At 40.9% G+C, this 15,723-nt stretch carries 14 protein-coding genes; 6 read left to right on the top strand and 8 right to left on the bottom strand.

The genetic code is table 11. From position 1 onward, the window contains the following. Window positions 1–126: 126 nt before the first annotated feature. Both rpmA and rplU read right to left on the bottom strand, forming a co-directional pair. Window positions 127–384 (bottom strand): 50S ribosomal protein L27, encoded by a 258-nt coding sequence (gene rpmA, locus CKV81_RS08585; protein WP_095072397.1) that lies wholly within the window; start codon window positions 382–384, stop codon window positions 127–129. Between the two features lie 29 nt (window positions 385–413). Continuing rightward, complete coding sequence (rplU, locus tag CKV81_RS08580) at window positions 414–842, bottom strand: 50S ribosomal protein L21 (protein WP_095072395.1); 429 nt, start codon at window positions 840–842, stop codon at window positions 414–416. A 434-nt stretch (window positions 843–1,276) separates the two neighbouring features. Here rplU and CKV81_RS08575 point away from each other — a divergent pair, with 434 nt between their 5' ends. Continuing rightward, a complete protein-coding gene (locus CKV81_RS08575; RefSeq protein WP_095072393.1) occupies window positions 1,277–2,365 on the top strand; it encodes an acyltransferase family protein in 1,089 nt (362 codons plus the stop codon). 44 nt (window positions 2,366–2,409) lie between these two features. Here the strand turns inward: CKV81_RS08575 and CKV81_RS08570 are convergent, their stop codons facing one another. Further along, complete coding sequence (locus CKV81_RS08570) at window positions 2,410–2,658, bottom strand: hypothetical protein (protein ID WP_124785388.1); 249 nt, start codon at window positions 2,656–2,658, stop codon at window positions 2,410–2,412. A gap of 161 nt (window positions 2,659–2,819) precedes the next feature. Here CKV81_RS08570 and miaE point away from each other — a divergent pair, with 161 nt between their 5' ends. The 3 genes from miaE (at window position 2,820) to CKV81_RS08555 (ending at window position 5,499) form a co-directional block, all read left to right on the top strand. Continuing rightward, the gene (miaE, locus tag CKV81_RS08565; protein WP_095072389.1) at window positions 2,820–3,398 is read left to right on the top strand and encodes a tRNA-(ms[2]io[6]A)-hydroxylase; all 579 of its coding nucleotides are present in this window, start codon (window positions 2,820–2,822) and stop codon (window positions 3,396–3,398) included. Between the two features lie 17 nt (window positions 3,399–3,415). Beyond that, window positions 3,416–4,036, top strand: a complete 621-nt coding sequence (locus tag CKV81_RS08560; RefSeq protein ID WP_095072387.1) for a DUF502 domain-containing protein — start codon at window positions 3,416–3,418, stop codon at window positions 4,034–4,036. An 86-nt stretch (window positions 4,037–4,122) separates the two neighbouring features. After that, window positions 4,123–5,499, top strand: a complete 1,377-nt coding sequence (locus tag CKV81_RS08555; protein ID WP_095072385.1) for a tryptophanase — start codon at window positions 4,123–4,125, stop codon at window positions 5,497–5,499. A 247-nt stretch (window positions 5,500–5,746) separates the two neighbouring features. On the opposite strand, the gene porW is transcribed toward CKV81_RS08555, so the two are convergent. The 3 genes from porW to CKV81_RS08540 all read right to left on the bottom strand — a co-directional run bounded on the left by porW (window position 5,747) and on the right by CKV81_RS08540 (window position 9,391). Beyond that, the gene (gene porW / locus CKV81_RS08550) at window positions 5,747–8,137 is read right to left on the bottom strand and encodes a type IX secretion system periplasmic lipoprotein PorW/SprE (protein ID WP_157727393.1); all 2,391 of its coding nucleotides are present in this window, start codon (window positions 8,135–8,137) and stop codon (window positions 5,747–5,749) included. 117 nt (window positions 8,138–8,254) lie between these two features. Next, entirely contained in the window at window positions 8,255–8,827 is a 573-nt protein-coding gene (locus CKV81_RS08545) for a Maf family protein (protein WP_095072382.1), read from the bottom strand. A 45-nt stretch (window positions 8,828–8,872) separates the two neighbouring features. Further along, complete coding sequence (locus CKV81_RS08540; protein ID WP_095072381.1) at window positions 8,873–9,391, bottom strand: KdsC family phosphatase; 519 nt, start codon at window positions 9,389–9,391, stop codon at window positions 8,873–8,875. Window positions 9,392–9,612: 221 nt separating this feature from the next. Between CKV81_RS08540 and CKV81_RS08535 the strand changes: the two genes are divergently transcribed. Further along, complete coding sequence (locus tag CKV81_RS08535; RefSeq protein ID WP_095070070.1) at window positions 9,613–10,491, top strand: IS982 family transposase; 879 nt, start codon at window positions 9,613–9,615, stop codon at window positions 10,489–10,491. A gap of 22 nt (window positions 10,492–10,513) precedes the next feature. On the opposite strand, the gene CKV81_RS08530 is transcribed toward CKV81_RS08535, so the two are convergent. Then, window positions 10,514–13,201 carry a carboxypeptidase-like regulatory domain-containing protein gene (locus CKV81_RS08530; protein ID WP_095072379.1) on the bottom strand — a complete coding sequence of 896 codons (2,688 nt, stop codon included), beginning with the start codon at window positions 13,199–13,201 and terminating at the stop codon, window positions 10,514–10,516. Between the two features lie 178 nt (window positions 13,202–13,379). On the opposite strand from CKV81_RS08530, the gene CKV81_RS08525 reads away from it, so the two are divergent. Continuing rightward, window positions 13,380–14,894: a GH3 auxin-responsive promoter family protein gene (locus CKV81_RS08525; RefSeq protein ID WP_095074397.1), complete on the top strand. Its 1,515-nt coding sequence runs from the start codon at window positions 13,380–13,382 to the stop codon at window positions 14,892–14,894. Between the two features lie 181 nt (window positions 14,895–15,075). Here CKV81_RS08525 and CKV81_RS08520 read toward each other — a convergent pair whose 3' ends face one another. Next, window positions 15,076–15,672, bottom strand: a complete 597-nt coding sequence (locus tag CKV81_RS08520; protein ID WP_095072377.1) for a superoxide dismutase — start codon at window positions 15,670–15,672, stop codon at window positions 15,076–15,078. Window positions 15,673–15,723: the final 51 nt, after the last annotated feature.

The following is a 15,723-nucleotide window of genomic DNA, read 5'->3' as shown; positions in this document are numbered from 1 at the left end:
GATAGCCCTAAATTTTTCCACCAGAGTTTCTGCTGCAATAATGCAAATTATTAACAATCAGTATGTAACCTAAAAAAAATCCCGAACCTTGCGATCCGGGATTACTGTTTTTTATAAAACGCTGTATTATGCGTTTGGCTCTACAGATACGAAAGATCTGTTGTTTGCTTTCTTTCTGAAAACTACCTTACCGTCCACCAATGCAAACAAAGTGTGGTCTTTACCGATACCCACGTTTTCACCCGGGTGGTGCTGCGTACCTCTTTGTCTTACGATGATGTTTCCGGCAACTGCTTCCTGACCTCCGAAAATCTTCACACCTAGTCTCTTTGAGTGAGATTCTCTACCGTTTTTGGAACTACCAACTCCTTTTTTGTGTGCCATTTTATTTTAAGGTTTTTTTGGTTTAAAAATTATTCAGCGCTCTCAGCGTCTGCTTTTTTAGTGGTTTTTTTAGCCTCCTTTTCGCCAGCTTCAGCCTTTGCTGTTTCATTCGCAGGAGTTTCCTTCTTAGCTTTAGATTTTTTGTCCTCAGCTCCGGTAATTCCCGTGATTACGATTTGCGTAAGCTGTTGTCTGTGTCCGTTCTTTTTAGCGTATCCTTTTCTTCTTTTCTTTTTGAAAACGATTACTTTATCCGCCTGAACGTGTTCTAAAATTTCAGCATCAACAGTGATACCGCTTACAGCCGGGGCGCCAACAGATGTAGTACCGTTCACAGTAAGAAGAACTTTGTCGAAAGATACCTTCGCACCTTTGTCTCCTTTCAGACGGTTTACAAACAACTTTTGGTCTTGCTCAACTTTGTATTGAAGCCCTGCTATCTCTACAATTGCAAACATTGCTTATAAATTTTATTTGTTAATATTCTATTTTGAGTGTGCAAAAATACAAATTTTTTCTGAAACACAAAGGGTTATCTGCAAAATTTTAGCAGGAATTTTTAATCGTGAAAATGCGGTTTTTTAATCAGGAGCTTTATCCGGCTTTTCGCTCATACTCCTCGCTCGGTCGCTCCACTGCGTTCCGCTCCCTCGCTGTGGGGTAACCGCTGCAATCCGGGCTAGTAACGATGCGGCAAGAGCATGAAAATCTCAATAAAAGAAATGAACGGTTTTTTCTGACACACTATGCATGTCGAAGCATTCAACTTGAAAATTGTTGAAGAAGATCAACCCAAACTGTAAAAATCTGCGTTAAAAAAAACTTCCAACCTCCGCCGTCCATATACCGTTGGCCAACAAAATTTCTGTACTTTTGATTTAATCAAAAATATATGAAAAGAGACCTCTACATTGATTTTGCGAAAGGTGCCGCCACCATTGCCATCATTTTCATTCACACCGTTTTCTGGAGCGGGCAGTTTTATGTGCCTACTGAATGGCGCGTCATTTCTCTCCTTTTTGACGTACCTCTTTTCTATGCACTCAGCGGAATTACCTCCGGCGGAAATGTTGAAAAGACCTTCTACCGCCTGCTGAAACTGCAGATCACTTATATGATATTTGTGACATTCCTGTTCTTTCTCGATTATTTTTTCAAAGTTTTCGGGCTGAATGTTTTTGGGTTGGAGTGGATGAAGGATTTCTACTCCACTTTCGGCAGCAAATACGTTCCGCAGAACATTTCTGATGTTCCCCAATGGCAGAATTTAGGCAACTGGTATCTTCACAGCTACTCCAACGCTGATACGTTTCCGGTAGTGATGGGCAGTTTCTGGTATCTGAAAGTTTATTTCATCCTTACGGTTTTCGGAGTTCTGATTTTAAGATTTTTTCCGAAACATGTCAATTGGTTTATTGCCCTATGTCTGGCATTAACCCTTATTTTCAATGTTTTCCCACAATATTATCCGTCGGGACAGGTGGGCTATGTTGCGTTTTATCTTGGACTGTTCCTGATTGCCAATAAAATGAAGGGCCAAAAAATCCCGACAAAATGGATTCCGGCGGTTTATGGCATGGTTGCTTTGCTCTTGCTGTGGATGTTCTGGAGCTATGGCACTGAGATTTTCTTCAAGATGAACAAGCAGAAGTTTCCACCCAAAATTCCCTATATCGTTTGGTCGCTGTTTTCGCTTGCCACATTATTCGTTCTGTACAACCGCCTGAAAATTTCCAGCGAAAGCATCATTACATACATCGGCAAGAATGCAATCTTCTTTTATTTCGCACAGGGGATAAGTTCATCGCTGGTTTATTTCCTCGTTGCAGCGCTACAGGGAAAATTGCCTTGGTATATTTTAATGGTCCTGATTTTCATTATCAATGTTATTTTAGCAATCATCATTGCCTCCGGTCTGAAAAAAATTGATTCGCTGGGCTGGAAAACTTTGGAGTTCCTGCGAAAAAAAACCGCTTCGTAAAAAATTACGGAGCGGTTTTCTGAATGTAATATGAATGTAAAGTGTTATGCCGATCTTCTGTTACCTCTCGCAACCACTGCGATTAGCGCAATAAGCAATAAAGCTCCGATAATCCAATAAAGCGGATTGGTAAACCACTCTTCAGTAGTTGTGGTAGTAGTTGTTTCTGTAGTGTTGATGTCTACTTTTGGCGTGGTAGTTTCCTGTGCAAATGCGATGACGCTTGCGAAGAACATCACGGTTAATAGAGCCAGTCTTTCAAAATTTCTTTTTACTATTGCTGCAGTTTTCATAATTTTTTTATTTAATGTTAATTGAAGCAGAATTCTCAATAGTGATGCCAAAACCTCTAAACCTTCAATTTTGATGAGAATTTTATAAGCCCTGTTAATAATTGTGAAAAAGCACGTTCTTTTTAACAGAATATTTATTTTTACACCAAATTACTTCATAAATGTTTAAGCTAAAATTACCAACAGATCCACGCTGGGCCAATATAGCCGAAGAAAATATAGACGAAATCCTCACAGATCACGCCTGGTGCGAGCAGAAAGCAGCCACCAATGCCATCACGCTTATTACAATGCTGCCGGAACATCCGGAGATCGTTACCGAACTGCTGGCAATCGCCCAGGAAGAGCTCGGCCACTTCAACCAGGTGCACGAAATCATCAAGGCGAGAGGCTACGAACTGGGCCGCGCCCGAAAAGATGATTACGTAGGAGATCTTTTCAAATTTATCGTGCAGGGCAGCAGAGAAGACCTGATTGTTGACAAAATGCTTTTTGCTGCGATGATTGAAGCCCGGAGCTGCGAACGCTTTAAAGTTCTCACCGAAAATATAAAAGATGAAGAACTGAAAACCTTCTACCGCGAACTGATGATTTCCGAAGCCAATCATTACACGACCTTCATCGGATTTGCAAGGCAGCTCGGCGATCCCGAAAAAGTGAACCAACGCTGGGAAGAATGGCTGGAATATGAAGCCAAAATCATCCAGAGCTACGGGAAAAAAGAAACCATCCACGGATAGACCGCAATAACCGAACAATGCCCCTAAAAACAAAAGAAGATTACCTGAATTTCTTCCTGAAATATTTTTTTCAGGGATTAATGATCATTGGGCCGTTCGGACTGACGATTTTTGTCATCTGGTATATTGTATCGTCGATAGACAGCAGCATCCCTTTCCTTTCAGAAAACCTTTATCCGGGAATTACTTTTTTACTGGTTATTGCAGCAACAGTTTTAATTGGATTTCTGGGAAGTAAATTCGTCTTTGGAAGGCTGATTTTCGACCGCGTTGACAGTTTCCTCGAAAAAACACCCGGCATTAAACATATTTACACTCCCACGAAAGATGTCATGTCCTCATTCGTAGGCGATAAAAAGAAATTCAACAATCCGGTTTGGGTAAAAACCAACGAAAACCCAGAAATCTGGCGCATCGGATTCCTGACCCAAAAAGAAATGGGTGAAGTTGAGAAGCACAATTATGTCGCAGTGTACCTGCCCCATTCTTACGCGATTTCCGGTTGGGTGATCATTACCGAGGAAAAAAACATAAAACCCGTAGTAGGCATGTCCGCTTCAGCCGCAATGAAATTTGCTGTGAGCGGAGGTGTTGCAGGATTTCACTCAGACGACAATGTTTTCAAGGCACCGGAGTGATTTTGAATTAATAATGAACAGTGAATCAATTATAATTTTTAGTCGCTGGATTTTTTTAATTATTAATTTAAACTCATTCCTTACCAATGAAATTACCATACGCGGAACCTTACCGCATCAAAATGGTGGAGCCCATCCGCCAATCTACTAAAGAAGAAAGAGAAAACTGGATCAGCGAAGCCCATTACAACCTCTTCAACCTAGAAAGTGACAAAGTTTTTATCGACCTGCTGACCGACAGCGGCACCGGCGCCATGAGCGACCGGCAGTGGGGCGCCCTCATGACGGGTGATGAAAGTTATGCCGGCTCACGATCGTTTCAGGAGCTTTATCAGTCTGTAAACAAAATTACCGGTTACAGATATTTATTGCCGACACACCAGGGAAGAGCGGCGGAAAACGTGCTTTTTTCTGTTTTGGTGAAAGACGGCGACATCGTTCCGGGAAATTCCCATTTTGATACCACGAAAGGGCATATCGAATTCAGAAAGGCCCACGCGATCGACTGTACCATTGATGAAGCTTTTGATACTGAACTCATCCACCCTTTCAAAGGAAATATCGATTTAGTAAAACTTGAAAAAGTTTACCAGACGTATCCAAAGGAAAAGATTCCTTTCTGCCTGATTACGATTACCTGCAATACCTCGGGTGGGCAGCCCGTTTCTTTGGAAAACATAAAAGCTGTGCGCGATCTTTCCAACAAATATGGCATTCCGGTTTATTTCGATTCTGCCAGGTTTGCAGAAAATGCCTATTTCATCAAACAAAGGGAAGACGGACAGCAAAACCGCACCATCAAAGAAATCTGCAAAGAGATTTTTTCCTACGGCGACGGCATGACGATGAGTTCCAAAAAAGACGGCCTGGTAAATATTGGCGGCTTCATCGCGCTCAACAATGAAGAAATCTTTAGAAAAGCTTCAAACTTTACAATTATTTACGAGGGTTTCATCACTTATGGCGGGCTCAGCGGCAGAGATATGGCTGCCCTCGCAGTAGGTTTGGATGAAGCCACAGAATTTGGATATCTGGAAAGCCGCATTTCTCAGGTGGAATATCTGGGAAACCAACTGATCGAAATGGGAATTCCGGTACAAAGACCCATTGGCGGACATGCAGTTTTTGTTGATGCCCTGAAATTTTTACCAAATGTAAAAAGAGAGGAATTTCCTGCTCAGACTTTAGCTGTTGAAATTTACAAAGAGGCCGGAATCAGAGGTGTGGAAATCGGGGCAATCCTCGCAGACAGAGATCCCGAAACCCGGGAAAACCGCTATCCAAAAACGGAATTCGTGAGACTTGCAATTCCGAGGCGCACTTATACCAACAACCATATGGATTATATCGCTGCTGCGCTCAAGAATGTTTTCGACCGTAGGAACGAAATCAGCTCAGGTTACAAAATCTCGTGGGAATCTGAAATTATGCGACATTTCACGGTAAAACTCGATAAAGCATAAAATGAAGAATGTCTTAAAACCAAATGATGTAGAGCTGAGAATCGTCTAATGAAAACCTTTCTCCATCAGAAGGTCGGGAAAAACGCCCAGAAAAGCCGTTTTCACAGTTGTGAAACGGCTTGCTTTTTTAATCTTTTTTGGGGAAGTTTATCTTTACAAATCTTTTTTCTTATCCAATTTCTGCACTGGCACTATTTGTTGACGCTAAGTGTTTTCGACTTTTAAATGCAGTTTAATTCTACTGCACTTAATTGTCACCGTTAGACTCTGGCCGTCCAATTTGCGATCTTTCCTTTTGAGAAACAGGCCCCGCATTTTCCGGACGCCCGGGACCCGGAAATCCCGTTTGATTTCCAGCCTCATCGGTTGGGACCATCTGCAGGTCACTTTTCAGATATTGAAGCATTTGTGCAGCTTTTATACCTTCGCTGGTTTTAGGATAACTCAACGCAAGCTGCTCCAGCTGGAGGATCATAATTTCTTTACCTGCGGTTTTCCCAGTATTGAATGCGTTGAGCAAGGTAAATTTAGGAACTAAGGCATCTTTCGGATATTTTTCAATTGCCTGAGTGATCAAGGCCTGCGATTCACTGTATTTTTCCTGGGTATAAAGATTAAAGGCATCGGTATAAAGCTTTTCTACATCAGTTGTTGACTTGGAAAATCCTGTACTTTTCGGGTTTTTAACAAATTCGGCATAAGAAGTATACGGGAACTCTGATAAAATCATTGCTTTTGCGCGTTCTGCAGCTGCGGGATTCTTTTCATAATTCATTGCAAAAATCCTGTAAAGTGCCTGAAGTTTAACATCCTGTTCCGGATTGGCATCCACCAAATCGTAAAGCGTTTTGGTAGCCAGTTCCGTATCAGAAAAATAGTTCTCATACATCCTGCCGAGTCCTAAACTTGCGGTATCGCGGTCTTTTTTCAGGGCCTGGAGCTGGAGGGCATCGGTAGGGAGTTTCTCTATATAAAATTCCGGTTCAAACCTTCTTGGATTCTGGACGGTTTCCAAACCGAGCGCCTCATTTCTTACATCCTCTATTGAAGCGGAACGGCTAGAAAATCGCCAGTCATCCACCAACGACCTGTTTCCCCAGATTTGCCTGAATTCTGACTGGCCTTTAGAAACCGTATTTGAATTTGCGAAATAAAACCCGCTTTTACCACCGGTGATATTGCCAAAATCCTGAAAATTGTTTCCTCTGCTGTTGGCAAATACCGAATTGGCATCATAATCACCAGTATCAAACCCTTTATTACGTTCAGATTTCTTTTTTTCTGCTTCTGCCATGGCTTCTTTCGCCTTTATTCCTTCAATATACTTGTTGAAAAATGCCCGTTTTTCTTGTTCCGGCATTTTGCTCAAAGCAAGAATGCTGTCATTTTTTTTGATCAGGTAATAGTTGCGCGAAACGTCCTTAATATTTTTGGAAATAGACGTAAGATCCTGTTTAGACGGTTCATAACTCATCACTGCCAACGCGGAATCATAGTACGCTCCGGCCGAGATATAATCATTTCTGTCTGCGTAAAACTTCCCAATTTCGTAAAAGGTAAGACCTCTGATCTGCGGATCAGAAACTTTTTCTGATTTTGCTTTGTTGAAAAATTCCTGGGCATCTTCGGTTTTTCCGGCTTTGTTCGCCATTAAACCCAATGCGTAATAGAACTCATTTTTTCTGGAGGCATAAGTTCCCTTCCTGCTGATATCCTCCAGATACTTCTTTGCACCTTCGTAATCATCACTGGCGCCGTTGAAGGTTTTGGCAATTTCAATCTGTGATTTCACCTCAAACTCAAAATCATTCGAAAATTTGTAAGCGGTGATGAAACTTTCCCGCGCTTCCTCATTTCTCCCCAAATTCGCTAAGATCTGGCCGCGCAGAAAGGCGATCCTGCTTCGAAGCTCCCTGTTTTTATTGCTTGAAAAAGCTTCATCCAGCTGGCTCGCGGCTTCTTCCTTTTTGCCGGCTGCCAAAAGCATTTCGGAATAATAAACGGTATAAAGTTTTTGATATTCTGACTTTAAATCTTCATTTTTCAGTGCCAGAAAAATTTCATTGGCCCTGTAATAATTTTTCATCTTCGCATAAGCCTGTGCCTGGTAAATCCTGGCCAAATTAATGCGCTTATCCTTTTTCATATTGCTGAAAATATAATTCAGCGCTTCAAGAGCCTCGAGCGGCTTGTTCATATAAAGCCTGGACTGTGCCAGGAGAAGATGAGCATTAAACATCTGTCTATTCTTTTCCTCGCCATCTTTTAAAACAGAATATTTATTGATGGCTTTCAATGCTTTAGCCTCGGAAATTTGCAAAACACTCGCTGATTTGGAAGAACCCGTGCCTTTTGGGACAAAACTTGGGTTATCACCAAAGAAAGAGGCATCGCCAATTTCAGCGCCAAGCGGCTGTTCATCGTATTGTAACAACGGGATATATGGTGCATAGAAATTATCTACATAAGCCGATTTTCGGGAACGAAGTTCTGTTTCCAGGGCATCTTTACTGTTGAAAAGCGTATTGTAATAGGATGAAAAACCTGCAAGTGTGCCACTTTTTTTCTCGCTGCTCCGCGATTTGCAGGCAACCAAAATCATGATCACTGTAAAAAGAAAGAATATATTTTTTTTCATCGTAGGTTCATAACTGCACTTTGCCGGATTTATTGTGCAAAAGGCTAATTTTTAGAATTATACCGCGCCGGAGTGGATTCAAAAGTATTAATTTTTTAAATCGGGGAGAAAATTTTTCTAGTTTCCGGTTAAATTTTTTAATTCTTCATAAATGATATGCGCCGGCAAACCCATAATCGTGTAGAAGCTTCCTGTGATGCTTTTCACTTTTGCCATGCCGAGCCATTCCTGTATGCCGTAGCTGCCGGCTTTATCAAAAGGTTTGAAATTTTTGATATAATATTCGATTTCCTCATCGCTGAAATCTGAAAATTCAACATGCGCCACGTCTGTCCTTGTCACTTCATAATCTGTTGTTCTGATGGTGATTCCTGTATAAACTTCGTGGGTTTTGCCGGAGAGCTTCCGAAGCATTTCCCTCGCATGGTCTTCATCTTTTGGCTTGCCTAAAATTTCACTGTTTAAAGCGACTATGGTGTCCGCCGTTATCAAAACCTCGTCTTTTTTTAAACTTGAATAAGCATTAGCTTTCAGTCGGGAAAGGTAGCCGGCAATTTTTTCGGTTTCCAGATTTTCGGGGAAAACCTCATCACAATCGATCGAAATCACATCAAAACTGTATCCCAACCTTTCCAGAAGCTCTTTTCTTCTGGGAGATTTTGAGGCGAGTAAAATTTTATATTTCGTCATTTATTTTTTGCAACAAATACATCTGTTGCCTCCGTATTTCTAAACTTAAACCGACTGAGTATTATCCTCAATCCACTTCCCGTGAATTTTCATCACCTGCTCAATCACATCGCGCACCGCACCTTTACCACCGTGAATTGGCGAAATGTAATCTGAAATTGCCTTCACTTCAGGAACTGCATTTATGGGGCAGGCTGCAATTTCAACCTGTCGCATCACCGATATATCCGGTAAGTCGTCGCCCATCATCAGAATTTCTTCGTTTTTGAGATTATTTTTTGATTTAAAATCTTCAAAATCTACCAGTTTATCTGGAGATTTCGGGTAATAATCGGTTATCCCAAGATAATTGATTCTGTGCCGCACCATAGGATCGTCGCCGCCGGTGATGACACCGATTTTGTAACCGTTTTTGATGGCTTTCACTACCGCATACCCGTCGAGCACGTTCATCACTCTTGACATATGTCCGCCAGGCATCAGGTAAACGCTTCCGTCGGTGAAGACGCCGTCAACATCAAAAACGAAGGCTTTTATATTTTTAAGTTTGGTTTTGTAAGACATTTTTCTTGTTTTTCAGGCACATGGAGACATTGATTTACGCTCCCAGAAATGTGCTGATAATTTATTCCCAAAAATAATTCATTTTAAGGAAAATAAAAATTCCCGAAAGATTTCGGGAATAGTTTTTCAAACCTGTTGTGCATTTAGAAATTAAAAAGAAAAAAGATTGTTCATTTGATTAAAAAATCGTATATTTAATTGGTTACCAAGCCATTAAATACATGAACAATCTCATTCAAAACTACGAAATTATTTTAAAAGAATTGACAAAAACCTGCAACCATATCACCACTAAGAAGCAAATCAGACTTCCAAAAATGTCCGACTTGGAACTTGTGGCACTTAATATTACCGCAGAATACATGTCGATTAACTCTGAACTACAGTTGTTTAGGTGTATTTCGGGAACTGGTTTGGACGAAAAGATAGAAAGAAGCGTATATAACAGAAGGAAAAGAAAACTTTTCCCTTACATTGAGAAAATTCGGGAAACTCTGAGCGGAAAGTTTGCAGACTTTACCGACGTCTTCATTGTGGATTCAACACCCATTGAAATATGTAAAATAAGCAGGGCAAATCGTTCCGCAATTTGCTCTACGGATGAAATCAAACCTGCATTTGGATATTGTGCGGCGCAGAAGTCAAGATATTTTGGCTATAAACTACATGCAGTTTGTGATAAGAATGGAATCTTTCACTCTTTTGATTTTTCGCCCGCAAATGTCCACGATGTAAATTATCTTTTCGATATTAAAGAAAATTTTCAAAATTGTTTATTAATCGGAGACAGAGGATATATCAGCAAAGAATTGCAAGTGGATTTATTCAATTTCTCCAAGATTAACCTTTCGGTTCCTATGCGCAGGAATCAACATGGTTTTGTGGAGTTTTCAAGGACGAAATCAAAAATAAGAAAGAGAATTGAAACCAATATCTCGCAACTGTGCGGACAGTTCACCATAAACACGAACTTTGCAAAAACCTTTCAAGGTCTTGCGACAAGAATAGTGTCAAAAATAACTTCTTTCACAATGATTCAATACCTGAATTTCTTCGTGTTTAAAAGAAGTTTAAATAAACTAAAAGTTAATTTGTGCTAAATGCACAACAGGTTTTTTCAAATTATTTAAAATTAAATTTCACGGTGAACATCACCTGGCTTGGACGGATTTGGATGGCGCTTCTGAATGTAGAAAGGTTTACCGCATCGTAGCCAATGGTTTCAAAAACTTTATTGTTTCCGATATTGAGCCATTTCAGTTCAAAATCGATTTTTTTCTTTGCCCAGGTGTATTGGTAGCTGGCATCAAAAAATTTATTTCTCCTGCTTTCATTGCTTTGGGTAGAAGTCATATCATCCCAGAAGAAACCAAAAGTATGATTTTCTTTCGGATAGAAATAGGCCGCTAAATTGTGGTTCCAGCCCGAAGATTTATTGGTGGAATTTCTAAAAAGGTTGGTGTTTTTGTTCCAGTTCATAGAAAGGTTGTAATCCAAGCTCATCCAGGAGAAATAAGTATTGTTGAATTTCAAACCTGCAGACTGGCCGTTGCTTTTATTTTCAATAAGATTATCATTAAAATCCAAACTCAGTGAATTAGAATCCCTGTTCGAGAAGCTTAGGGAAAGATTGGTTTTATATTTCGGGAAATATTTGCCAACTTCCACGGCTTCGGACTGTGACTGTGTGGTATTGTCGTAATCCACCATTTGGAAGATGCTCTTTGAACCACTGATCAGCGAGGTTTTTCCGATCAGTTTTCTTTTCGTCTGGTTGTAGCCATACCTTACGTTGAAGAAAAGGTTATTCAGTGGATTTCTGTACTCGATCCGCGGCCCAAAGGTGATAAAACGGTTTTCCGGAATGCTGGAGTTTTTCACGTTTGGTGAAAGCGGGCTGGTGAACATTTCACCGTTGTACACCGAGCCGAAGTCTCCAAAATCATAATTAAGATTTGCGAAGGCAGAGAATTTCCAGAACGAAGCGAAATCATACATCATCCAAACGCTCGGCTCAAATACTGTTTTGCTCAATTCCTTGCTCACGCCGGTGATGTGGTCTTCGTAATCGATACTCCGGAAGTTTACCGGCATATTGATGTTTAAGCTCAGTCCGCTGTTTTTATAACTTAGTTCCAAAGCTGTGTAAGGATTCAGCTCGTTCCACGTAATATCGTTGCGGAATCTGTTTTCGAGTAAAGTTCTGTCGCCATAGAGCTTGGACTCCATGTCGTTGAATGACAAATCCAAACCTACCCTCGGCGTAAACGTCCATTTTTTATAACTGAAACCTACGGATGCAGAATGACTGATGTTCCCCGTCTTCAGCCACAAATTCTGGTCAAGCCTTGAATAATTCCTGCCGCTGCCGAAAAACTGCGCCAGATCAATCCCTTCGTATAAGGTAGAAAGCTGCTGCTTATCCTTCTGGTAGCTTACGTAGCTCATAAAATTCACTAGTTTCTCTTTGAACGGAATAATCGTACTCAAAGAGTTCTGGAACATACTCGCCGGCGTATCGAAACTTTCATCCATCTGGTAATTTTCATTTCGTACCGTGTTGTCGGTGTTTTTTATGAAGCCGCGGTCCAGATTCCAGAAACTGTTCCAGGTGGTGGTGTTTTTAAAGAATCCTTTTTTAGCATTTTTAGAGAAGATCACCTCGCCTTTCAGTTCATTATCATAGAATTTATTCCTTCTCTCCGAAGTTACTTTACCGTTCGGAAACTGTGAATTGGCATCAAAGACCGTTTCAGAAGCAGATTCTCTCGTAATGGTATTGTTGGTATAGTTGCTGTTGATTTTCAGCTCCCATTCTTTGTTTTTAAACGGATTGGTCAGCAAATTGGCAGAAAGATAATGCACGTTGTTCATCAGGTAACGTTTTTCAGGAACTTGCGGTGTTCCGGCTTTATCCACACCAAGCCAGTTTCTTTGCGAGGCCTGTATACGACGGCCTTCCCATCTGTTGCCGAATGCCAGCATATTTCTCTCATTTTCCACAGCCTCGCCGTTGTTGTTGGTTTTATAATTCAGAACCCATTGACTTTTTTGGCCAAAAAACATAGGCGTAAGCTTCAAATTCCAGAGAAACGGCGAAAGCCCAACACCGGTTTCTCCCCGACCGGTCATGGTAACACTTTTCTTCAGTTTAATGTTGATGGCAGCTTTATCTGAAGGCACTTTGTCCTGGAGGATTTTTAACGGCTGGTGATTTTCCATCACTTCCATTTTCTGCACCGCATCCTTAGGAAGGGAGTTTACGATCGCTCCGTAGCCGCCTTCCATCAGGTTTTTCCCGTTTACCGTAAACTGGCTGATTGGCTCTCCCTGATAAAGGATTTGCCCGGTAGAATTCACTTCAATTCCTGGAATTTTCTTGAGGACATCGGATAAAGTGCGGTCAGCTTTACTGTCGAATTCGCTGATGTCATAGGAAATGGTATCGCCTTTTTTGGTGATGAGTTTGGTTTTCAGTTTTACTTCTTTAATCTCTGTAGCTTCGCTCTGCAGGCTGAAATTCACGGTTTGCGTTTCATTGGAAACCTGTCTAACCAGAGGTTTTTGGTTAAAGGCTTTCACCTTCACATCCACGTTGGATTCATTTGAGGTAAATGTAACCTTGTATTCCCCTTTTGAGTTTGAAATTCCGTAGGCGATAATCGCGTCTTTGCCGGGCTCTTCAACCGTAACGGACGCACTTGGAACCGGCTGCCCGTCATCATCCATAATTTTTCCGGAAAGAGTTTTCTGCGCGAAAGAAAATACTGTAAAACACAATACAAACAACAGGGCGAGAGTTTTCTGCATATTAATTTTTAGGTTATAAGTATCGTTTGAAATTCATTTGTTACAGCAAATGTAGAAAACATCACTAATTGAATAGTGATACATCCTAAAATTCCGGAAACTACTGTATATTTTCTTCAATTTTAATGGAATGAAAACCTCTTGTGCAGCGGAATTTTTTTTTCTACTTTTGTTATCTATGGCAACCAAAGCACTGTTCAATTCCGTTGTAAATTGGTTCATCAAGCAGCGTATCGATCAGATTCAGAATTTTATGAATCATCCTGTTGATACCCAAAAAGGTGTGCTTTTTTCGCAGCTTTACCACGCTGAAGACACAGCTTACGGAAAACAGTTTGGTTTCCGTGATATTTCCACCATCCGTGATTTTCAGAACCAGGTTCCGATTGTAACCTATGAGGATTTCGAACCTTATATCGAAAGAGCCAGGCGCGGCGAACGTGACGTGATCTGGCCCGGATTCATCCGCCATTTTGCAAAATCTTCAGGCACTACGAATGCGAAAAGCAAATTCATCCCGATTTCTTATGAAAGCCTGGAAGAATGCCATTACAAGGCCGGAAAAGACCTGATTTCGATTTACGCCAATAACCACCCGGAAAATCAGCTTTTTACCAATAAAAATCTGCGTTTGGGCGGAAGTGCCGAGATCTATGAAAGCTACAATACCAAGTACGGCGATTTATCTGCAATTTTGATTGAAAACCTTCCGTTTTGGGTTGAAATTACAACTATACCAAGCAAAAAAGTTTCCCTGATGAGCGAATGGGAAACCAAACTGAAAGCTATTGTTTCGGAAGTGAAAAACCAGGATGTAGGAAGCATCACCGGCGTTCCGAGCTGGATGATGGTGCTGCTGCAAAGGGTTTTAAATGAAACCGAAAAAGCATCAATCTCAGAACTTTGGCCCAATATGGAAGTGTTTTTCCATGGTGGAATCAGTTTTAAACCGTATCGCGAACAGTATCGCCAGCTTATTGGTAAGGATATCAATTATTACGAAATCTACAACGCGTCCGAAGGTTTTTTCGGAATCCAGGACCGCAGCGGAAGCGATGAGCTGCTGTTGATGCTGGATTATGGAATTTTCTATGAATTTATTCCGATGGATCAATTCGGGTCATCAAATCCGAAAACACTAACGCTCGGGGAAGTTGAAGTCGGTAAAAATTACGCGCTGGTCATCAGTACAAACGGCGGCTTGTGGCGTTATTTGATTGGTGATACGGTTCAGTTCACCTCATTAAACCCATTCAGAATAAAAATTTCCGGCCGTACGAAACATTATATCAACGCTTTTGGTGAAGAACTGATGATTGAAAATGTGGAAACGGCTCTTGCTAAGGCGTGCACAGAAACCAATTCATCAATAAAAGATTTCACAGGAGCTCCGGTGTATATGAAAGACGGTGAAAGCGGTTCGCACGAATGGATTTTTGAATTCAGCAAACTTCCGGAAGATCTGGAGCAGTTCGCAGCTGTTTTTGATGAAACACTAAAAGCCGTCAATTCGGACTATGAAGCCAAGCGTTATAATGACATGACCCTGAAAAAACCAGTGATACATGTGGCCCGCGAAAACCTCTTCTACGACTGGATGTCGCAGCGCGGTAAACTTGGCGGACAAAATAAAGTTCCACGGCTGAGCAACGAGCGGGAGTATATTGAGCCTTTGTTGAAAATGAATTCTTAGGCCATTTATTTTGTCTGAACAAAACAAACGGAAAATTCAAGAAAAGCCACAGAAGAAATTTTAATTTTCTTAACGCAAATAACCCCTATTTCAATTTCTGTCTAAGCTGAAATAAACTTCGGTTTATTAAATAAAAAAACCGTCACAAAGACGGCTTTTATCCATAACAGTTTAGATCATGTTATTTGTTGTAAAGTTCTTCAACTTTATCCCAGTTGATGACATCAAAAAAGGCCGTTACATAATCTGGTCTTTTATTCTGATATTTTAGGTAATAAGCGTGTTCCCAAACATCCAGTCCTAAAATTGGTGTTCCCTGGCAGTCAGAAACCGGCATCAAAGGATTGTCCTGATTCGGTGTTGAACAAACTGTTACTGAACCGTCCTCTTTCTTGCAAAGCCAAGCCCAGCCTGAGCCGAATCTTGTTTTAGCAGCTTCAGCGAAATCAGTTTTAAATTTTTCCATTCCGCCGAACGCTTCCAAAGCTTCTTTTACTTTTCCTACTGGTTCTTTGCTTCCGCCCGGAGTTAAAATTTCCCAGAAAAGTGTATGGTTGAAGTGTCCACCTCCGTTATTTCTTACTGCAGCTTTATCAGTTCCTGTTTTGCAGATTTCTTCTATGGTTTTGCCTTCAAGTTCTGTTCCTGCAATTGCTTTATTCAAATTGTCAATATACGCCTGGTGGTGCTTTGTGTGGTGAATTTCCATTGTTGCTGCATCAATGGTTGGTTCAAGCGCGTCGTAAGCATAGCCTAGTTTTGGTAATTCAAATGCCATAATACTATTTGTTTTTAAAGTTTCCCAAAGATAGCATTTAAAAAAAATTTC

The sequence above is a fragment of the Chryseobacterium taklimakanense genome (genome assembly GCF_900187185.1).
GTDB lineage: Bacteria > Bacteroidota > Bacteroidia > Flavobacteriales > Weeksellaceae > Planobacterium > Planobacterium taklimakanense.
The sequence above is the reverse complement of the archived record's forward strand: the minus strand, read 5'-3'. Positions and strand labels throughout refer to the sequence as shown.